At 61.0% G+C, this 19,171-nt stretch carries 18 protein-coding genes; 6 read left to right on the top strand and 12 right to left on the bottom strand.

The window, feature by feature from the left end; genetic code table 11:
• Positions 1-45: 45 nt before the first annotated feature.
• Complete coding sequence (locus tag I5961_RS26825; RefSeq protein WP_085697880.1) at positions 46-1,437, bottom strand: L-cystine transporter; 1,392 nt, start codon at positions 1,435-1,437, stop codon at positions 46-48.
• Between the two features lie 240 nt (positions 1,438-1,677).
• On the opposite strand from I5961_RS26825, the gene I5961_RS26820 reads away from it, so the two are divergent.
• Complete coding sequence (locus tag I5961_RS26820) at positions 1,678-2,739, top strand: phosphorylcholine phosphatase (RefSeq protein WP_085702925.1); 1,062 nt, start codon at positions 1,678-1,680, stop codon at positions 2,737-2,739.
• 192 nt (positions 2,740-2,931) lie between these two features.
• Here I5961_RS26820 and ilvD read toward each other — a convergent pair whose 3' ends face one another.
• The 6 genes from ilvD to I5961_RS26790 form a co-directional block, all read right to left on the bottom strand.
• On the bottom strand, positions 2,932-4,773 hold the full coding sequence (ilvD, locus tag I5961_RS26815) for a dihydroxy-acid dehydratase (RefSeq protein ID WP_064380052.1): 1,842 nt from the start codon (positions 4,771-4,773) through the stop codon (positions 2,932-2,934).
• A gap of 255 nt (positions 4,774-5,028) precedes the next feature.
• Positions 5,029-6,246 carry an MFS transporter gene (locus I5961_RS26810; RefSeq protein WP_227233806.1) on the bottom strand — a complete coding sequence of 406 codons (1,218 nt, stop codon included), beginning with the start codon at positions 6,244-6,246 and terminating at the stop codon, positions 5,029-5,031.
• Entirely contained in the window at positions 6,239-7,195 is a 957-nt protein-coding gene (locus I5961_RS26805; RefSeq protein ID WP_085702923.1) for a diiron oxygenase, read from the bottom strand. The genes I5961_RS26810 and I5961_RS26805 overlap by 8 nt, the downstream gene beginning before the upstream one ends.
• Entirely contained in the window at positions 7,192-8,265 is a 1,074-nt protein-coding gene (locus I5961_RS26800; RefSeq protein WP_085702922.1) for a SagB family peptide dehydrogenase, read from the bottom strand. The genes I5961_RS26805 and I5961_RS26800 overlap by 4 nt, the downstream gene beginning before the upstream one ends.
• A 444-nt stretch (positions 8,266-8,709) precedes the next feature.
• Positions 8,710-9,906, bottom strand: a complete 1,197-nt coding sequence (locus tag I5961_RS26795) for a class I SAM-dependent rRNA methyltransferase (protein ID WP_085702921.1) — start codon at positions 9,904-9,906, stop codon at positions 8,710-8,712.
• 124 nt (positions 9,907-10,030) lie between these two features.
• On the bottom strand, positions 10,031-10,570 hold the full coding sequence (locus I5961_RS26790) for a type 1 glutamine amidotransferase domain-containing protein (RefSeq protein WP_085689565.1): 540 nt from the start codon (positions 10,568-10,570) through the stop codon (positions 10,031-10,033).
• 227 nt (positions 10,571-10,797) lie between these two features.
• Between I5961_RS26790 and I5961_RS26785 the strand changes: the two genes are divergently transcribed.
• From I5961_RS26785 to I5961_RS26775, 3 genes are all read left to right on the top strand, one after another.
• Positions 10,798-11,610 (top strand): HDOD domain-containing protein, encoded by an 813-nt coding sequence (locus tag I5961_RS26785; protein WP_176247728.1) that lies wholly within the window; start codon positions 10,798-10,800, stop codon positions 11,608-11,610.
• 28 nt (positions 11,611-11,638) lie between these two features.
• A complete protein-coding gene (gene mutM, locus I5961_RS26780) occupies positions 11,639-12,451 on the top strand; it encodes a bifunctional DNA-formamidopyrimidine glycosylase/DNA-(apurinic or apyrimidinic site) lyase (protein ID WP_085702920.1) in 813 nt (270 codons plus the stop codon).
• A gap of 69 nt (positions 12,452-12,520) precedes the next feature.
• The gene (locus I5961_RS26775; protein ID WP_085697873.1) at positions 12,521-12,844 is read left to right on the top strand and encodes a multidrug transporter; all 324 of its coding nucleotides are present in this window, start codon (positions 12,521-12,523) and stop codon (positions 12,842-12,844) included.
• A 38-nt stretch (positions 12,845-12,882) separates the two neighbouring features.
• Here the strand turns inward: I5961_RS26775 and I5961_RS26770 are convergent, their stop codons facing one another.
• The 5 genes from I5961_RS26770 to I5961_RS26750 form a co-directional block, all read right to left on the bottom strand.
• On the bottom strand, positions 12,883-13,134 hold the full coding sequence (locus I5961_RS26770) for a YfhL family 4Fe-4S dicluster ferredoxin (protein ID WP_003195146.1): 252 nt from the start codon (positions 13,132-13,134) through the stop codon (positions 12,883-12,885).
• Positions 13,135-13,236: 102 nt separating this feature from the next.
• Positions 13,237-13,716 carry a pantetheine-phosphate adenylyltransferase gene (gene coaD / locus I5961_RS26765; protein ID WP_007953414.1) on the bottom strand — a complete coding sequence of 160 codons (480 nt, stop codon included), beginning with the start codon at positions 13,714-13,716 and terminating at the stop codon, positions 13,237-13,239.
• A 115-nt stretch (positions 13,717-13,831) separates the two neighbouring features.
• Complete coding sequence (locus tag I5961_RS26760; protein WP_085702919.1) at positions 13,832-15,427, bottom strand: GMC family oxidoreductase; 1,596 nt, start codon at positions 15,425-15,427, stop codon at positions 13,832-13,834.
• Between the two features lie 42 nt (positions 15,428-15,469).
• The gene (locus I5961_RS26755) at positions 15,470-16,015 is read right to left on the bottom strand and encodes a twin-arginine translocation pathway signal protein (RefSeq protein ID WP_085697871.1); all 546 of its coding nucleotides are present in this window, start codon (positions 16,013-16,015) and stop codon (positions 15,470-15,472) included.
• A 24-nt stretch (positions 16,016-16,039) separates the two neighbouring features.
• A complete protein-coding gene (locus tag I5961_RS26750) occupies positions 16,040-17,470 on the bottom strand; it encodes a coniferyl aldehyde dehydrogenase (protein WP_085702918.1) in 1,431 nt (476 codons plus the stop codon).
• A gap of 146 nt (positions 17,471-17,616) precedes the next feature.
• Between I5961_RS26750 and I5961_RS26745 the strand changes: the two genes are divergently transcribed.
• Together I5961_RS26745 and I5961_RS26740 are read left to right on the top strand one after the other, a co-directional pair.
• Entirely contained in the window at positions 17,617-18,288 is a 672-nt protein-coding gene (locus tag I5961_RS26745) for a TetR/AcrR family transcriptional regulator (RefSeq protein ID WP_085697869.1), read from the top strand.
• 28 nt (positions 18,289-18,316) lie between these two features.
• Complete coding sequence (locus I5961_RS26740) at positions 18,317-19,171, top strand: sulfurtransferase (protein WP_085697868.1); 855 nt, start codon at positions 18,317-18,319, stop codon at positions 19,169-19,171.

The following is a 19,171-nucleotide window of genomic DNA, read 5'->3' as shown; positions in this document are numbered from 1 at the left end:
TGGGAACGATCAGCGAGGGAGCACGCTCCCTCGCCACAACGTCAATCAAGCCTGAGCCAGTTCCGCATGCTCATCGGCATCCAGCAGGGCCTTGTCGGTCTGCTGCATCACCTGGCTGGTAATCGCACCGGCGGTGATCGAACCACTCACGTTCAGCGCCGTGCGACCCATGTCGATCAGCGGCTCGACCGAAATCAGCAACGCCACCAGCGAAACCGGCAAGCCCATGGCCGGCAGCACGATCAGCGCGGCGAAGGTCGCACCGCCCCCCACGCCCGCCACACCGGCCGAACTCAAGGTAACAATCGCCACCAGCGTCGCGATCCACAGCGGATCCAGCGGGTTGATGCCGACGGTTGGCGCAACCATCACCGCCAGCATCGCCGGGTACAGACCGGCGCAACCGTTCTGGCCGATGGTCGCGCCGAACGAAGCGGCGAAACTTGCCACCGATTGCGGAATGCCCAGACGACGGGTCTGCGCTTCGATGCTCAGTGGAATGCTCGCCGCGCTGGAGCGGCTGGTGAAGGCGAAGGTCAGCACCGGCCAGATCTTGCGGAAGAAACGCAGCGGGTTGATCCCGGCCGCCGACACCAGCAGGCCGTGCACCACAAACATCAGGCCCAGACCGAGGTACGACACCACGACGAAACTGCCGAGCTTGATGATGTCTTGCAGGTTGGAACCGGCCACCACTTTGGTCATCAACGCCAGTACGCCGTACGGGGTCAGCTTCATCACCAGACGCACCAGACGCATCACCCAGGCTTGCAGGGTGTCGATGGCGTTGATCACTTTTTGACCTTTCTCGACGTCATCCTTGAGCAGTTGCAGCGCGGCAACCCCCATGAACGCGGCGAAGATCACCACGCTGATGATCGAGGTCGGCTTGGCTCGGGCCAGATCGGCGAACGGGTTCTGCGGGATGAACGACAGCAGCAATTGCGGCACATTCAGGTCGGCGACCTTGCCGGCGTAGTCGGTCTGAATGGTTTGCAGGCGGGCCATTTCCTGCGTCCCGGCGACCAGGCCTTCGGCGGTCAGGCCAAACAGGTTGGTCAGGCCGATGCCGATCAGCGCGGCAATCGCGGTGGTGAACAGCAGCGTGCCGATGGTCAGGAAGCTGATCTTGCCCAGCGACGAAGCATTGTGCAGACGGGCCACGGCGCTGAGGATCGAGGCAAACACCAGCGGGATCACGATCATTTGCAGCAGTTGCACGTAACCGTTGCCGACCAGGTCGAACCAGCCGATCGAGGCTTTCAGCACCGGGTTGCCGGCACCGTAGATCGTGTGCAGCGCGACGCCGAATGCCACGCCCAGCACCAGCGCGAGCAGGACTTTTTTCGCCAGGCTCCACGTGGTGTGACGGGTTTGCGCCAGGCCGAAGAGCAGGGCAAGGAACACCAGCAAGTTGAGAATCAGGGGCAGATTCATGAGAACTCCAGAAAAGACTGTGCCAACAACCTTCCGGGGCTGTTGCGAACCGGCAAGCCTAACAGTTTGATTTCCAATGATTTAATACCGAAATCAAAGGTCGTCCGTCGGTTTTGGAATAAGCGGGTGTCGCTCACGGGGATGCAACTGGCGCGAAACGGACGCGGATGGTCGCTGACAGACGGGGACTGTCACATTTATTTGTTAGCGTCGATTTCTTTGACCCAGGGAGAAGCGCCAATGAAGTTTGCACCGAAATTTCTGGCTGTCGCACTGACTGTGGGAATGGGCCTGGTCACTCAGGCATTCGCCACCGACCTGAAACACTGGCCGGCGGATCAGGCCAAGGCACTGGACGCGATGATCGCCGCCAATGCCAACAAGGGTAACTACGCGGTGTTCGACATGGACAACACCAGTTACCGCTACGACCTCGAAGAGTCGTTGTTGCCGTTCATGGAAAACAAGGGCCTGATCACCCGCGACAAGCTCGACCCTTCCCTGAAACTGATGCCGTTCAAGGACACCGCCGACCACAAGGAAAGCCTGTTCAGCTACTACTACCGCCTCTGCGAAGTTGACGACATGGTTTGCTATCCATGGGTCGCGCAGGTGTTTTCCGGTTTCACCCTCAAGGAACTCAAGGGCTATGTCGATGAGTTGATGGCCTCAGGCAAACCGGTGCCGACGACCTATTACGAAGGTGATGTGGTCAAGAATCTGGATGTGAACCCGCCGAAGATCTTCACCGGCCAGAAAGAGCTGTACAACAAGTTGATGGAAAACGGCATCGAGGTCTACGTGATGACCGCCGCCTCCGAAGAACTGGTGCGCATGGTCGCGGCCGATCCGAAGTATGGCTACAACGTCAAACCGCAGAACGTGATCGGCGTGACCACGTTGCTGAAGAACCGCGAGACCGGCGAACTGACCACCGCGCGCAAGCAGATCACCGCCGGCAAGTATGACGAGAAGGCCAACCTCGGCCTCGAACTGACCCCGTACTTGTGGACCCCGGCGACCTGGATGGCCGGCAAGCACGCGGCGATTCTGACCTACATCGACGAGTGGAAAAAACCGGTCCTGGTGGGTGGCGACACGCCGACCAGCGACGGCTACATGCTGTTCCACGATGTGGACGTGGCCAAGGGCGGTATTCACCTGTGGATCAACCGCAAGGACAAGTACATGACCCAGCTCAACGGCATGATGGCCAAGCACGCAGCGGCCCAGGCGAAAGAAGGTTTGCCGGTGACGGCGGACAAGAACTGGGTGATCGTGAAGCCGGAAGAAATCCAGTAAACCTTTCTACGATGATCGTTCCCACGTCGAGGCGTCGAACCGTCCGCATGGGAATGCCTACCGGGACGCTCCGCGTCCAGTGACGCGGAGCGTCACGGGCTGCATTCCCACGCAGAGCGTGGGAACGATCAAACTGAAGGCAAAAAAATGCCCCGCACTTGGCGGGGCATTTTTATGCACGACGGTTAAGCATCACAGTCCGTCGAGCATCGCCTTGTTGCGCACCGCGCCTTTGTCGGCGCTGGTCGCCAGCAGGGCGTAGGCCTTGAGGGCCGTGGTCACTTTGCGTGGACGCTTCTCGACCGGTTTCCAGCCTTTCTTGTCCTGCTCGACCCGGCGTGCCGCCAGTTCTTCGTCGCTGATCAACAGGTTGATCGAGCGGTTTGGAATGTCGATCAGCACCTTGTCACCGTCCTGCACCAGACCGATCGCGCCGCCGGCCGCAGCTTCTGGCGAAGCGTGGCCGATGGACAGGCCGGAAGTACCGCCGGAGAAACGGCCGTCGGTCAGCAGGGCGCAGGCTTTGCCCAGGCCTTTGGATTTCAGGTACGAGGTCGGGTAGAGCATTTCCTGCATGCCTGGGCCGCCTTTCGGGCCTTCGTAGCGAATGATGACGATGTCGCCTTCCTTCACTTCGTCGGCGAGGATGCCGCGCACGGCGCTGTCCTGGCTTTCAAAAATCTTCGCGTTGCCTTCGAAGACGTGGATCGACTCATCGACGCCGGCGGTTTTCACCACGCAGCCATCCAGGGCGATGTTGCCGTACAGCACGGCCAGGCCGCCTTCTTTCGAATAGGCGTGTTCGAAGCTGCGGATGCAGCCGTTTTCACGGTCGTCGTCCAGGGTTTCCCAACGGGTCGACTGGCTGAACGCGGTTTGCGTCGGAATGCCGGCCGGGCCTGCCTTGAAGAAGTGGTGCACGGCTTCATCGTCGGTCTGGGTGATGTCCCACTTGGCGATGGCTTCTTCCATGCTGCGGCTGTGCACGGTCGGCAAGTCGGTGTGCAGCAGGCCGCCACGGGCCAGCGAACCGAGGATGCTGAAAATGCCGCCAGCGCGATGCACGTCTTCCATGTGGTACTTCTGGATGTTCGGTGCGACCTTGCACAGTTGCGGCACCTTGCGCGACAGACGATCGATGTCACGCAGGTCGAAGTCGATCTCGGCTTCCTGGGCGGCGGCCAGCAAGTGCAGGATGGTGTTGGTCGAACCACCCATGGCGATGTCGAGCATCATCGCGTTCTCGAACGCCTTGAAGTTGGCAATGTTGCGCGGCAGAACCGATTCGTCGTTCTCGCCGTAGTAGCGTTTGCACAGTTCGACGATGGTGCGGCCGGCCTGCAGGAACAGCTGTTCGCGATCGCTGTGGGTGGCCAGGGTCGAACCGTTGCCCGGCAATGCAAGGCCCAGGGCTTCGGTCAGGCAGTTCATCGAGTTGGCGGTGAACATGCCGGAGCACGAACCGCAGGTCGGGCAGGCGCTGCGCTCGTACTCGGCAACCTTCTCGTCAGAAGCGCTGGAGTCGGCGGCGATCACCATGGCGTCGACAAGGTCGAGACCGTGGCTGGCCAGTTTGGTCTTGCCGGCTTCCATCGGACCGCCGGAGACGAAGATCACCGGTATGTTCAGGCGCAGCGCAGCCATCAGCATGCCCGGGGTGATCTTGTCGCAGTTCGAGATGCAGACGATGGCGTCGGCGCAGTGGGCGTTGACCATGTACTCGACGGAGTCGGCGATGATCTCGCGGCTCGGCAGCGAATAGAGCATGCCGTCGTGACCCATGGCGATGCCGTCGTCCACGGCGATGGTGTTGAATTCTTTCGCGACGCCGCCAGCGCGTTCGATCTCGCGAGCAACCAGCTGGCCCAGGTCCTTCAGGTGAACGTGGCCCGGTACGAACTGGGTGAAGGAGTTGGCAATGGCGATGATCGGCTTCTTGAAGTCGTCATCTTTCATCCCGGTGGCGCGCCACAGTGCGCGGGCGCCGGCCATGTTGCGGCCGTGGGTGGATGTTTTCGAGCGGTAATCTGGCATGGAGCACTCCGGGCGGCTAATCAGGTATCAAAAGGGAGTGAGCTTCTATTGACGTCTGGAACACTCAGAAATGGCCGTGTGTCCTGATGTTGCCGATGACGTTGCGGGATCGCCGCTGGTCTCAGCCTGAGCTCATAAACCCGCCGGGGATGAATGGCGATGAATCTCGCGATTCTACACCGCTGGCGTCAGGAGGGAATGGCGCAAAGCGTTGTTCCAGTGCTGACGAAGCGTGCGGGATGACGACCGGCAAGGTTAATCGCTGTCCGGTCGCCCCACGAGATCATTGCGCCGACTGATCCGGGCGTTCAATACCAGTGCTACCCCGCTGAGTATCACGAAGCTGTAGCCGAGCGTGGATTGCAGGTTGGCCGGGCTCAGGCTGATCAAGGCACTGATCATGCCGCCGCAGATGAAAATGATCGTGCTGCCGGCCGAGGCCGAGGTGCCGGCGTTTTCCGGAAACAGGCTCATGGCCCGGGAAGTGGCCGCCGGCCGTGCAATGGTAGTGCCGGCGGTACAGATCAGCATCGGGATCAGCACGGTCGCCGGAGCCAGTGCAAAGCTTGATGACAGGTAAAGCATGCTCAGGCCCGCGGACAGGATCAGGCTCAGGCCGACGACCATCTGCTGGTCGCTGTTGAGGTGTCTGCTCAACAGGCTGGCGAGGATACCCCCGGTGACGTAAGCCGCACCGTAGATCAGCAGGATCAACGAAAATTCGTAAGCGGAAAGTTGCAGCCGATCCATGAAGATCAGCGGCGAGATCACGATGAATGAAAAGTGGCAGGCGAATGCAAACGCTGAAATCAGCCAGTAGCCGACGAAGTCGAAATCTCCCAGAACCCGTCGATAGGCCATGAAGAAGTTCGTACGTGTGTCACTGGCGGTCGGTCGGGTGTTTTCCAGAAGCAGCCAGGCCTTGAGCAGCACTGCGGCGGATAAGCCGATGAACACCCAGAAGCTGCCGCGCCAACCCAGTGTCGCCTGAAGAAAGGTGCCTGCCAGCGGCGATACCGAGATGAATATCCCGCCGGCGGTGACCATCAGGATCCGCAGGCGATCGCGTTCTTCGCCTTCGAACAGATCCTGCACCAGCGCCTGGGACAGCACGAAGCAACCGCACCCCAGCGCCTGCACCACCCGGAACGTCAGAAACAGCGAATAGTCCGAGGTCATCACGCACCCGAGGGCGCCGAGCATAGAAACGCTCATGCCGGCGAGCAGCAGGCCTTTGCGTCCGATCACATCCGACAGCGGCCCGATCAGCAACTGGGCGAAGGCGATACCGACGGCGAACAGGCTGATCGACAGGGCGATGTCCGCCGGGGTGCGGTGAAAGTGTTCGGCCAGTGCTGGGAACGAAGGCAGCAGGACATCCAGCGGAAAGACGCCGAGCAACACCATCGCCAGCAAAAGACTGACAGCTCCGCGCCGCTGACGTCCGGTCACCACAGATTGTCCGTCATCCATCGATCAGTCCCGCCCTGGCAAAAAGTGTCTGGTTTTGAGGTTCGGCGAAAAATCCGGCTTTCTTCAATGCGCTTATCGTGGCGAGGCTGCCGGAGCGTGCTCGCTGTCGAATGGCCTGCGCTGTAGTCATCGTGCCGAGAATGTCCATCACCGTGGTGTTGGCAATGCCCGCGCCACAGAGGCTTTCCTGCAGCCAGTGCTCATCCACTTCGAAGAAGATTTCCAGAATGTCGAGCAAGGTCGTCGCGGTGAACGTTCGCTGTCGCGGGTCCAGGTGCAACCAGAGGTAGTGGAACACTTCGGTGAAATAGCGGCTGTGGCGCGCTTCGTCGGTGAGGTGATCGCGCAACATATCGTTGACGCCGGACACCAGGCTGTCGCGGCAGACATCCAGCAGTTCACGGGCAATGATGGTTTCCGAGACGAAACCCAGAAGAAAGCGCGCCAGCGGCTGGTGCTCCTGCCCGGTGCGTGCGATCAGCAGGTTCATCCGGGTGATCCGTCCGGGCATGACCGGGCGCCCGGTGATGGCGTAGAGACTGGCGATCTGCTCCGCCACCTGACTGGAAAACAGAGCGTGATAGCCCTCGTCGGTGTAGAGCTGCAGTGCGGCGGTTTTCATCGGCGCCGGCACCGCGACCGGCAGTTCTCCGTGGACGATGGTTTCGACGGCGCGATTGACGATCCGGTGTTCGAGCAATGTGGTGTAGTCGAGAAAATGCACCAGATGTCGGGCCGTAAGCCGATGCAGCATCGAACGGCCCGCTGCCTCGATGGCCGGGTGGGCCAGGTAGGGCAGGAATGTCGGCGGAAACCAGTGCCGGGTCTCCAGTTGTTCCTGCACGTTGTCCGGCAAGCGGTAATCGTGAGGGCTGGTGCGGACCGAGGCGCGGGTGTTCCAGTCACTCAGGGTGAACTGGAAAACCGGTGCCGGGGCGAGGGCGTTCATGGTTGTGCCTCACGCAGCAGGTCGCGCATTTCCTGACACATCGCCTGACCGTCGCTTTCCCCGCAACCGACGAAAAACAAGGGTTGCTCCGCACTGTTCTCGAGTTGCAGCAACGTTTCGACCTGATCATCGGAAAACGCGCCCGTGAGCCAGGTGTTCATGCCCAGGGCCGTAGCCACCAGTTGAAACGTCTGCGAAAGGTGCCCGGCTTCGACGAATGCCATTCGATAGGCACGCGAATGCGGGTATTTCCACCAGAGCCGGTCAAAACGGGCGGTGATGAACAGCCCCAATGGCAGGTTGTTGATGAAGTGCTGGCCTCCCAGCAGATTGCCGGGCGCGGTATCGGGCAAAGGGTTGATGAAGCTCAGGGCATGTTCGGTGGGGCGGTAGGCATACATGCCGGGCGCCAGTCCGTCGACGTTCTGTACCAGCACGAACCCGGCGCAGGCATTGAGGCCGCCGCCGGAAGGGCTGCTGCGTCGCGCGCCAAGTCCATCGGCGATGCTGTCGTCGCGATCGGCGTCGCGTTCTCGCAGGTAACCAAGTGACAGATAAAGCAAGGTGCCGACATCGTCCAGCGACACGGCGGCGCCGGTGAAGGATCGGCAGGTCTTTCGCCGGGTCAGCGAATTCGACAGGCTGTCGTCATTCAATGCCAGCGGCTCGGGCAGGGCGATGAGTGCGTTCGGACCGATATCCACAGGCATGTCGTGTGGCGGTGGAGTGGCGAGCACCGTGTTGCAGTGTTCGAGGTATTGCCTGGACCATTCCTGAATATTTCGGGGAGTATGTTCGCAAGGAATATCCCGAGTCCCGATATGGTAGATCATGGACAGTTCATCCCAGCCCCAGGCAGGGGCGGAGATTTTTAAAGAAGTCAGTATTCCGGCATTTAATAGCTGTGTATCTATTATGTTGCTGCTGTCATATAAGTCGGGGTTGTGAATAAGTTGCGCCAGTCGGGAGGAATACTCAAGATCAAGTTCATGTTGAGTATGGTCTCTGTAATTCCAGACTATCTGGCCGGGAGTTCGCGGCAGTATGAATAAATAAGGGTTTATATGCATGTTGGGACACGCTGCTCTGGATAGTTGCTTTGTCAGAGGCGCTGGGTAGCCGGCTATACCCAGCGCCCACCTTATTTAACGGGCTTTAGGTGCGACCAGAAAAGCCAGGTTTGCGAGGGTGCGGGATTCCAGAGTGATTGCTTTCATGATTGAACTCCTTGTTCATTGTTACTTGGATTAGTTGGTGTCACCTCCGTGGTGACGACTTAATAATAGTTTGTAATGGATTAATCGCAAGCAAATATTAAGTAGGAATAATCCAGTAATTTTGTCGGAGTGATCTTTGGCTGGAACTGGTTATGTAAGTTAAATTTCAGTAAATAAAGTATTTGCGGAAATATCCTGCACGTTGGTAGGAAGATAAATGTAGGAAAGCAAAATCAAAGACAAAAAGAAGGGGAGCCCGTGGGCTCCCCTTTCGATAGCGTCAATGCCGTGGATCTGTCAGCTGTTCGGCAGCAGGCGGCAGGTGATGCTCTTGATGTAGCGGGTTTCCGGGATGGCCGGGTGTACCGGATGATCCGGGCCCTGACCGCCGCGCTCCAGCAGCTGGATGTTGCGGTCCAGGTGACGGGCGCTGGTCAGCAGGATGTTCTGCAGATCGTCTTCCGGCAGGTGCATCGAGCACGAAGCGCTGAACAGGATGCCGTCCTTGTTGAGCAGGCGCATGGCTTGCTCGTTCAGGCGACGGTAGGCGCCTTCACCGTTTTTCAGGTCTTTCTTGCGTTTGATGAACGCAGGCGGGTCGGCAACGATCACGTCAAAGCGCTCTTCGCCGGCCTTGAGTTCCTTCAGGGCTTCGAAGACGTCGCCTTCGATGCAGGTCATCTTGTCGGCGAAACCGTTCAGTGCGGCGTTGCGCTCAACGCCGTCGAGGGCGAAGCCCGATGCGTCGACGCAGAACACTTCGCTGGCGCCGAATGCGGCGGCCTGCACGCCCCAGCCACCGATGTAGCTGTACAGGTCCAGCACGCGCTTGCCCTTGGCGTAAGGGGCCAGGCGGGCGCGGTTCATGCGGTGATCGTAGAACCAGCCGGTTTTCTGACCTTGAACGACGGGTGCTTCGAATTTCACGCCGTTCTCTTCCAGTGCTACCCACTCCGGCACCACGCCGAAGACGGTTTCGGTGTAACGCTCGAGGCCTTCGGCATCGCGGGCAGCGGAGTCGTTCTTGAACAGGATGCCGCTTGGCTTGAGCACTTGGGTCAGCGCCGCGATCACGTCATCTTTATGGGCTTCCATGGTCGCCGAAGCGAGTTGCACCACGAGGATGTCGCCGAAACGGTCGACCACCAGACCCGGCAGCAGGTCGGAATCGCCGTAGACCAGACGATAGAACGGTTTGTCGAACAGGCGCTCGCGCAGCGACAGGGCCACGTTGAGGCGATGCACCAGCAGCGACTTGTCCAGCGGCAGCTTGATGTCGCGCGACAGCAGGCGGGCGCAGATCAGGTTGTTCGGGCTCATGGCAACGATGCCCAGCGGCTTGCCGCCGGCGGCTTCGAGGATCGCCTGGTCGCCGGCCTTGAAGCCGTGCAACGGGGTCGCGGCCACGTCGATTTCGTTGCTGTAGATCCACAAGTGACCGGCGCGCAGGCGACGGTCGGCGTTGGCTTTGAGGCGCAAGCTAGGCAGGGACATGACGTCGCTCCGGAAAAAAGAGCGGGAGTATACCGTGTTGCGCCTTATGCCGGGTTTGGCGTGCGATGAAACGCGGCGGGCCTCATCGCAAGCAGGCCCGCTCCCGTGTCCACTCGCCTGTGCTCTATGCCGACAGCGCGTCAATCAGCGCTTTGCTGAATGCCGGAATATCGTCCGGTTGGCGGCTGCTGATCAGGTTGCCGTCTTTTACGACTTCCTGATCGACCCAGTTCACCCCCGCGTTGACCAGATCGTCCTTGACGGTCTTGTAGCTGGTCATGGTCTTGCCATTGACCAGCCCGGCCGAAATCAACAGCCAGCTGCCGTGACAGATCACCGCGATCGGTTTGCCGGCGGAGGCACCGGTCTTGACCAGATGTTGCGCGTCCTGGTCGATGCGGATGGTGTCAGAGTTCTGCACGCCGCCCGGGAGCACCACGGCGTCGTACTGATCGATGCTTGCGCCCTGGAAAGTCTGGTCGACCTTGAAATCGTCCGCAGGTTTATCGTGGTTCCAGCCTTTGACGCTGCCGGTTTCGGCAGAGAGGATGTCAACCTGCGCTCCAGCCTGCTCGAGTGCGTTTTTGGGACCGGTCAGTTCAACTTGCTCGAAACCATCGGTTACCAGAAAAGCGACGCGCTTGCTGCCGAGAGAATTTGCCATCGTTAAGCTCCTGAGTCTGTTGGGATTACAGCCCGGGACAGATCGAGAACTGTTCCAGGCACTACAGATTCCGAAGGCCGGGCAAAAGTGAAAGTTCCTGCGAATTGCCCACTGGTGTGTCGTGCGGCGGTTTTTAGAGGTTAGAATCGCCGCCTGTCCCAGAGTGTGTACTTATGTCCCAAGAGCTGACCACCGAACAGATTCAACAGTCCCTGCAAGGCATCAGCGTGCCCGCGCAGCCGCAGATCATGGTGGATCTGCAAATGGAGCAATACATGCCCGACCCGGACCTGGAGACGATCGCCAAGCTGATCTCCCAGGATCCCGGCCTTTCCGGCTCGCTGCTGAAAATCGTCAACTCGCCGTATTACGGCCTGAGCAACAAGATCACCTCGATCAAGCGCGCGGTGAACCTGCTGGGCAGCCGTTCGATCATCAATCTGATCAATGCCATGTCGATCAAGGGCGAGATGAACGACGACACCATCGTCACCCTGAACCGTTTCTGGGACACCGCCCAGGACGTGGCCATGACCTGCCTGACCCTGGCCAAGCGCGTCGGCACCGAGGCGAGCGACGAGGCTTACGCCTTGGGTCTGTTCCACGACTGCGGCGTGCCGCTGATGCTTCAGCGTTTCCCGGATTACATGACGACGCTCGAAAAGGCCTACGCCAACGCGAGTGCCGAGCGCCGGGTCGTGGATACCGAGAACGATGTCTACAACACCAATCACTCGGTGGTCGGTTATTACACCGCCAAGTCCTGGCGCCTGCCGGAACATGTCAGCGCGGCCATCGCCAACCACCACAATGCCCTGGCGATCTTCAGCGACGAGACCTCGCGCAACAGTCAGATGAAGAACCTGCTGGCGATCCTGAAGATGGCCGAGCACATCTGTGCGTCGTACCGGGTGCTGGGCAACCAGACCGAAGACTTCGAATGGCAGGCTGTCGGGCCGCTGGTGCTTGAGTACATCGGCCTCTCGGATTACGACTTCGAAACGTTGAAGCAGACGATCCGCGAACTTGGCGCGCACTGATTAGAGAAGCTGATGATTCGAGGAATCCATGCCTGAACTGCCGGAAGTCGAAACCACCCGTCGCGGCATCGCCCCGCACCTGGAAGGCCAGCGCGTCAGCCGGGTGATCGTGCGGGACCGGCGGCTGCGCTGGCCGATTCCCGAAGACCTCGATGTGCGGCTGTCCGGGCAGCGCATCGTGCTGGTCGAGCGACGCGCCAAGTATCTGCTGATCAACGCCGAGGCCGGTACGCTGATCAGCCACTTGGGCATGTCCGGCAACTTGCGGCTGGTTGAGGTCGGGATGCCGGCGGCCAAGCATGAGCATGTCGATATCGAACTGGATTCCGGACTGGCCTTGCGCTACACCGATCCGCGACGTTTCGGCGCGATGCTGTGGAGCAATGACCCGCTCAATCACGAGTTGCTGATCCGTCTGGGCCCTGAGCCGTTGACCGATCTGTTCGATGGCGAGCGGTTGTATCAGCTGTCGCGCGGGCGCTCGATGGCGGTCAAACCGTTCATCATGGATAACGCGGTGGTGGTGGGGGTCGGCAATATCTACGCGACCGAAGCACTGTTCGCCGCCGGTATCGATCCGCGCCGTGAAGCCAAAGGCATTTCCCGGGCGCGGTATTTGAAGCTGGCGATCGAGATCAAGCGCATCCTCGCTGCTGCCATCGAGCGCGGCGGCACCACGTTGCGTGATTTCATCGGTGGCGACGGGCAGCCGGGGTATTTCCAGCAGGAGCTGTTTGTCTACGGTCGCGGTGGCGAGCACTGCAAGGTCTGCGGCACAGGCTTGCGGGAAATGAAGCTCGGCCAGCGCGCCAGCGTCTGGTGCCCGCGCTGCCAAAGCTGAGCTGGACGTCCGAAAAACGCCTACGGTCTATAGTGAGTTGTCTCACTGTTCAGCCCGAAGGATCGTGCCATGAAGTCCTTGCAAACCCTCATCGTCGCCCTGCTGCTGTGCTTCAGCCTGACCATTCAGGCCGCGGAAGGCGGCAGCGGCGATCCTCGTTACGCCATCCAGAATCCACCGGCCTACGCCATGCTCGGCGATCTGCTGATTGCCCGTCCGTTACTGGTGGTGGCGACGGTGATCGGTGCCGGGGCGTTCGTTGTGTCGTTGCCGTTCACCGCGCTGGGTGGCGGGATTGGCGATGCGGGAGAGGCGCTGGTGGTGGCGCCGGCGAAAGCGGCGTTCGTGCGTTGCCTGGGCTGCACTGGAGAGGGATTCGAACAGCGTGAATGACGTGATCGCAGCCTGCTGCTGCGATCACGGTCAGAAACTCAGGCCTTGCCGGTGATCTTGCGGTACTTCTCCATCAACTGTTCTTCAGTCTCCGGATGGGCTTCGTCCAGTGGAATGCAATCCACCGGGCAGACCTGCTGACACTGTGGCTCGTCGTAGTGGCCGACGCACTGGGTGCACAGGTTCGGGTCGATCACGTAGATCTCTTCGCCTTGAGAAATGGCGGCGTTCGGACACTCGGGTTCGCAGACGTCGCAGTTGATGCAATCGTCGGTGATGATCAGGGACATGCTAACTCCAGCCGGGGCGGGGAGCCCGGGCGCTATGAATCAATGCGCGCAATTGTGCCGCATTGGCGCCCGTAGTGCACGCGGGCGCCGTTTGAACGGTCGTTACTTCTTGAAGCGCAGGGTCAGGGCTTCGGCCACCGCCGGGTGGACGAACTTGCTGATATCGCCGCCCAGGGCCGCGATTTCCCGCACCAGGGTCGAGGAAATGAACGAATAACGCTCGGACGGGGTGAGAAACAGGCTCTCCACATCCGGGGCCAACTGGCGGTTCATGTTGGCCAGCTGGAATTCGTATTCGAAGTCCGACACCGCGCGCAGGCCACGCAGGAACACGTTGGCGTTCTGTTCCTTGGCGAAATGCGCCAGCAGCGTCGAGAAGCCGACCACTTCCACGTTCGGCAGGTGTTTGGTGACCTCGCGGGCCAGCTCGACCCGTTGTTCCAGCGGGAACAGCGGATTCTTCTTGGGGCTGGCGGCGACGGCGATGATCACGTGGTCGAACAGGCGCGAGGCGCGTTCGACCAGATCGCCATGGCCCTTGGTAATAGGGTCGAAGGTACCTGGGTACAACACTCGGTTCATCGCGTCGTCCTGGCGGGAATCCGTTGGGGAGTCGGATGGTATCGCAGCCGTCCCGGTCGGGAAAGTCGCCTGTTGGGTAAGAAAGCACTATAGACGATCGGAATTTTCGTCTTTTTCACGGGTTTCTCAGCCGTTCGCCGAGGGATGTCGCCAGTTGCGCCGTCAGACCGTAGACCGACAACTGCGGGTTGGCGCCGATGCTGGTGGGAAAGAGCGAGCCGTCATGAATCGACAGATTGCGCAGTTGATGATGGCGGCCGAGGCTGTCGGTGACGGCGGTTTTCGGGTCTTCGCCCATCGCGCAGCCGCCCATGACGTGGGCACTGCCCAGGCGGGTGCGATACAACTGCAGACTCAGGCTGTCGATCAACGAGCGGGCCTCGGCCGGGCTGTTCACGTAGCGCGCATCAGCGTGCATCGGCATCACTGCTTTGGCGCCGCCGGCGAACTGGATCTCGGCCATGCTGTGGAAGGAGCGACGCAAACCCTCCCAGGCGTAAGGCGAAACCTGATAGTCGAGTACCGGCGAGCCGTCACCGCGCAGCTCGACGCTGCCGCCCTGGCTGTCCGGGTGAAAACCGTCACGCAGCAGGGCCAGCATCGCGTGGGTGTGCGGCAGGTCCGCCATGTGTTGCGCACTTTCCTGACCGAACCCGCCGAGCAATGTGGCAGCCAGCGCCGGGTGCAGCGGCGGCACTTCAAGCTTGTAAGCCATCGGGCCGGTGGTGCCGTCCTTCCACTGGAAATGATCCGAATAGATCGACTGCGGCGCACCGTAGAACGGGTTTATCACTTCGTCGAAACGCCCGGCGGACATGTTCACCAGATGCAGGAAGGTGCGCTTGCCCAGGCGTTTGTGCGGATCCGGTGCATCCGAACGCATCAGCAGCGCCGGGCTGTTGATCCCGCCGCCGGCCAGCACGTAATGCCGCGCCTTGACGGTGATCGTGCGTCCGGTCGGCTCGACGCAGCGTTCGTCCATCGCCACACACTGCAGCCCGGTGACCTTGTCGCCGTTGATCAACAGTTTTTCGGCCCGGGCCAGATAGAGCAGTTCGCCGCCCTTTTCCAGCGTTGCCGGAATGGTCGTGACCATCATCGACTGCTTGGCGTTGGTCGGGCAGCCCATGCCGCAGTAACCGAGGTTCCAGCAGCCGCGCACGTTGCGCGGAATCACGTGCCAGCTGTAGCCGAGCTGTTCGCAGCCTTTGCGGATCACGTCGTTGTTGGCGTTGGGCGGCACCCTCCACGAGGCGACGCCGAGGCGCTGCTCCATTTTCTCGAACCACGGTGCCATGTCGGCGGGGCTGTGGCCTTTGACGTTGTGTTCTTTGGCCCAGTGTTCGAGGGTCGGCTCCGGCGTGCGAAAGCTCGATGTCCAGTTGATCAGGGTGGTGCCGCCAACCGCGCGGCCCTGAAGGATGGTAATCGCGCCGTCCTTGCTCATGCGGCCGGTGCCTTCCTGATAGAGGCTGCTGTAGGCCTGGTCTTCCAGCAGTTTGAAATCGCTGCTGGTCTTGAGCGGACCCTCTTCGATCAACAGCACTTTGTAGCCGGCGGCACTGAGGATTTCCGCGGTGGTGCCGCCGCCGGCGCCGCTGCCGATGATGGCGACATCGGTTGCCAGGGTCAGGTCATCGCTGAGTTGCGCGCCGTTGTAGGTTTTCCAGCCACGGGCAAGGCCTTCGCGAAACGGGTCGGGTACGGGCATCGATCAGGTTCTCTTATTATTGTTTTGCGTGGGGCGCCAGGCTCAAACGGCGGGCGGGCCGGGGTAACCGCAATGGGCCCAGGATTCGGCGCGGGTGTACCAGGCCATCATCACCATTTGCAGCAATGAGCTGTGGCCCATGCGCAGCAGGCTCAGCGAGCTGTTTTCCCAGCGATCGAGGAAATGGCGGATCGCCTCGGGGCTGGCGTTTTCCCAACTGCCCCAGATTCCGGTCAATGGCCCGCGCGTCACCGCCATGCCCAGCACATCAAACAGTTGCCGGGTGAGCTTGAGCATTTCCGGCGACAGGTGATCGAGGCTGTAATCCAGCGACTTCAGGGTTCCATCGACAGCGGCGGGCATCTTTTCCACCGCGACGGCGCCATCGAGCATTACCGGAATCAGCGCGCGCAGAAACAGCAGGTCACCGCTGCGCAGCGTGGTGAATCCGTGGGCCGATACGCTCGATGAACAGCCGCTGAGGCTGGCACCAAGCCCGGCGGTGGCGAGGAACGCCGTGGCGCCCAGGCTGAATTTCAGCAGGCCACGGCGCGAGAGGGCAGGTGTTTCGGTCAGGCTTGGGTGCATTGTTGTTATTACCCGGCGGTGACGTTAGCGAATGAACAGTTTCTGGATCAGTTTCTGAATGGATTTGCCGTAGGGCGGGTAGATCAGTTTCGCCGCGTTGAAACGCTGTTTGACCAGCACGCCCTTGGCCTTGCTGAACGTCAGGAAACCTTCGTGCCCGTGGTAATGCCCCATGCCCGACGGGCCGATGCCACCGAACGGCATGTCGTCCTGCGCCACATGCAGCAGCGTGTCGTTGAGGCAGACGCCGCCGGAATGGGTTTCGCTGAGCACGCGCTTCTGTTCGCGTTTGTCGTAGCCGAAGTAGTAAAGAGCCAGAGGACGTGGCCGCTGATTGATGTAAGCAAATGCCTGATCCAGATCCTGATACGGCACGATCGGCAACAGCGGGCCGAAGATTTCGTCCTGCATCACCGTCATCTCGTCGCTGACATTCAGCAGCAGGCTGTGCGGCATGCGCCGGCCCTGGCCCTGCTCGAACAGCGGAATCAGCAGCGCGCCCTTGCTGGTGGCGTCGCTGAGGTAGCTGTTCAGTCGCGCCAGTTGGCGCTCGTTGATGATGGCGGTGTAGTCCGGGTTGTCGGCGAGTGTCGGATAAAACCCGCGCACGGCCTGGCGATAGGCTTCGACGAAACCGCCGATGCGCGCTTCCGGCACCAGCACGTAATCCGGGGCCACGCAGGTCTGGCCGGCATTGAGGGTCTTGCCGAAGGCGATGCGTTCGGCGGCGTCCTTGAGCGGCACGTCGTGGGAGACGATGGCCGGGGATTTGCCGCCCAGCTCCAGCGTCACCGGGGTCAGGTTTTCTGCCGCCGCGCGCATCACGTGCCTGCCGACGCTGGTGGAGCCGGTGAACAGCAGGTGATCGAAGCGCATCTTCGAAAACGCCACGCCGACATCGGCCTCGCCGAGCACCACGCACACCAGATCCTCGGGGAAGATTCGCGCCAGCAGTTGCTTGAGCAGCAGGCCGGTGGCCGGGGTCGATTCGCTGAGTTTCAGCATCACCCGATTACCGGCCGCGAGGGCGCCGGTCAACGGGCCGATGGCCAGGAACAGCGGGTAGTTCCACGGCACGATGACGCCCACCACGCCAAGCGGCTGGTACACGACTTTCGCCGATGCCGGCTGGAAGGCAACGCCGACTTTGCGCCGCGAAGGTTTCATCCACTGGCTGATGTGCCGGCTGGCGTAGTGAATGCCGTGCAGGCTCGGCATCAGTTCGGCGAGCAGGGTTTCATCGGCGCTGCGGTGGCTGAAGTCGGAGCTGATGGCGTCGATCAGGGCCTGCCGCTCGCTGCTCAACAAATCGCGCAGGGCCTTGAGCCATTGCTGACGCTGGGCCGCCGGCGGCATCGGGTTGGCGGCGTAGGCGGCACGCTGCGCATCGAACAGCCGATTGAGCTCTTCCAGCGGCTGTTGCAGCGTTTGCAGGTAGGCAATATCGGCAGTCATTGTCAGCTCCGGAGATGTTGTTGTGACGAACTTTTTAGAGTCTATGCTCTAGAAAGTCAAATGGCTTCCTTGCGCATCCTGGTTTTATCCGGTTCCGGTTAGGTCGTAAGATGCCCCCCAACGCACTCTGAATTAAAGCTCAAGCCATGGCCCCACGGATCAAAACCAGCGAGCGCATCGTGCAGAACAGCCTCGAGCTGTTCAATCAGCAGGGCGAGCGCAGCATCAGCACCAATCACATCGCCGCCCACATGGAGATTTCTCCGGGCAATCTGTACTACCACTTCCCCAACAAGCAGGCGATCATCGCCGTGCTGTTCAGTGAGTACGAAAGCCTGGTGGACAGCTTCCTGCGTCCGCCCCAGGGCCGGGCCGCGACGGTCGAAGACAAGCGTTTCTATCTCAAGGAATTGCTGTCGGCGATGTGGCGCTACCGTTTCCTGCACCGCGATCTCGAGCATCTGCTCGACAGCGATCCGGATCTGGCCGAGCGTTACCGGCGCTTCTCCCAGCGCTGCGTGATCCAGGGCGCGGCGATCTACGAAGGCTTCGTTGCCGCCGGGATCCTGAAGATGGACCGGGTGCAGATCGAATCCCTGACCCTCAACGCGTGGATCATCCTCACCTCGTGGGTGCGCTTCCTGTGCACGACCCGAGAAAATTCCAATCACCTCAGCGAACAGGCCATCAAACGTGGCGTGTATCAGGTGCTGGTGCTGGAAGCGGGGTTCGTCACCGAGCAGGCCCGCGATGAGGTCAACGCCTTGTTCGAAGAGTTCTACGTGCCGCTGGCCCAGGCCCTCGAAGAGAGACCGTAATTCCATTTCCTCACTGGAGTCGTTCGCTATGCCGATTGCGCAACTGATCAGCCCGACCGCCCTGGATGCCCGCAAGGCGCAGCCGGGGCTGGTGATTCTCGATTGCCGTTTTGCCCTCGAAGACCCGGATTACGGCCAGCGCAGCTACGCCGAGGGGCACATTGCCGGGGCACATTTCGCCGATCTTGAGCGGGACCTCAGCGGCCCGGTGACCAAAGGCGTGACCGGTCGCCATCCGCTGCCGGAGCCGACGGCGCTGATTGATCGCCTGCAAGCCTTCGGCATCAACAACGACAGTGACGTGGTTCTGTATGACGACGGCCCGGGCGCCTATGCGGCGCGGGCCTGGTGGTTGCTGGCGTGGCTGGGCAAGCGCGACGGCGTGTTCATTCTCGATGGCGGGCTCAAGGCCTGGCATGCGGCGGGGCTGCCGCTGAGCCTCGATCCACCGTCAGCGGTCCGCGGCAACTTCAGCGGCCAGCCGGACATGAACCTGCTGCTCAGCGCCGAGCAATTGCAGCAGCGCCTCGGCCAACCGGCCCTGACCCTGCTCGATGCCCGCGCGTTGCCGCGCTTCAAGGGTGAAGTGGAACCGATCGACCCGATCGCCGGGCACATTCCCGGCGCGCAGTGCGCGGCGTTCACCGACAATCTGGGCAGCGACGGGCGTTTCCTGCCGGCCGATCAGCTCAAGCAGCGTTTCGCCGCGAAACTCGGCGAGCGTTCGCCGGCCGATCTGGTGGCTTACTGCGGCTCCGGGGTGACAGCGTGTCACAACCTGTTCGCCCTGTGTCTGGCGGGTTACCCGTTGGGTTCGCTGTATGCCGGATCGTGGAGCGAGTGGATCAACGAGCCGTCGCGCGGTATCGCGACGGGCGAATAA

Source organism: Pseudomonas sp. IAC-BECa141 (assembly GCF_020544405.1).
Taxonomy (GTDB): domain Bacteria; phylum Pseudomonadota; class Gammaproteobacteria; order Pseudomonadales; family Pseudomonadaceae; genus Aquipseudomonas.
This window is presented reverse-complemented; position numbering and strand designations above follow the sequence as displayed.

What these genes read in the sequence shown, in the direction of transcription:
- mutM (WP_085702920.1), top strand. Translation starts at nt 11,639, where the DNA reads ATGCCTGAACTGCCGGAAGTCGAAACCACCCGTCGCGGCATCGCCCCG.
- I5961_RS26770 (WP_003195146.1), bottom strand. Translation starts at nt 13,134, where the DNA reads ATGTCCCTGATCATCACCGACGATTGCATCAACTGCGACGTCTGCGAA.
- I5961_RS26820 (WP_085702925.1), top strand. Translation starts at nt 1,678, where the DNA reads ATGAAGTTTGCACCGAAATTTCTGGCTGTCGCACTGACTGTGGGAATG.
- I5961_RS26805 (WP_085702923.1), bottom strand. Translation starts at nt 7,195, where the DNA reads ATGAACGCCCTCGCCCCGGCACCGGTTTTCCAGTTCACCCTGAGTGAC.
- I5961_RS26795 (WP_085702921.1), bottom strand. Translation starts at nt 9,906, where the DNA reads ATGTCCCTGCCTAGCTTGCGCCTCAAAGCCAACGCCGACCGTCGCCTG.
- I5961_RS26755 (WP_085697871.1), bottom strand. Translation starts at nt 16,015, where the DNA reads ATGCACCCAAGCCTGACCGAAACACCTGCCCTCTCGCGCCGTGGCCTG.
- I5961_RS26745 (WP_085697869.1), top strand. Translation starts at nt 17,617, where the DNA reads ATGGCCCCACGGATCAAAACCAGCGAGCGCATCGTGCAGAACAGCCTC.
- I5961_RS26825 (WP_085697880.1), bottom strand. Translation starts at nt 1,437, where the DNA reads ATGAATCTGCCCCTGATTCTCAACTTGCTGGTGTTCCTTGCCCTGCTC.
- I5961_RS26760 (WP_085702919.1), bottom strand. Translation starts at nt 15,427, where the DNA reads ATGCCCGTACCCGACCCGTTTCGCGAAGGCCTTGCCCGTGGCTGGAAA.
- I5961_RS26775 (WP_085697873.1), top strand. Translation starts at nt 12,521, where the DNA reads ATGAAGTCCTTGCAAACCCTCATCGTCGCCCTGCTGCTGTGCTTCAGC.
- ilvD (WP_064380052.1), bottom strand. Translation starts at nt 4,773, where the DNA reads ATGCCAGATTACCGCTCGAAAACATCCACCCACGGCCGCAACATGGCC.
- I5961_RS26750 (WP_085702918.1), bottom strand. Translation starts at nt 17,470, where the DNA reads ATGACTGCCGATATTGCCTACCTGCAAACGCTGCAACAGCCGCTGGAA.
- I5961_RS26810 (WP_227233806.1), bottom strand. Translation starts at nt 6,246, where the DNA reads ATGGATGACGGACAATCTGTGGTGACCGGACGTCAGCGGCGCGGAGCT.
- coaD (WP_007953414.1), bottom strand. Translation starts at nt 13,716, where the DNA reads ATGAACCGAGTGTTGTACCCAGGTACCTTCGACCCTATTACCAAGGGC.
- I5961_RS26740 (WP_085697868.1), top strand. Translation starts at nt 18,317, where the DNA reads ATGCCGATTGCGCAACTGATCAGCCCGACCGCCCTGGATGCCCGCAAG.
- I5961_RS26800 (WP_085702922.1), bottom strand. Translation starts at nt 8,265, where the DNA reads ATGCATATAAACCCTTATTTATTCATACTGCCGCGAACTCCCGGCCAG.
- I5961_RS26790 (WP_085689565.1), bottom strand. Translation starts at nt 10,570, where the DNA reads ATGGCAAATTCTCTCGGCAGCAAGCGCGTCGCTTTTCTGGTAACCGAT.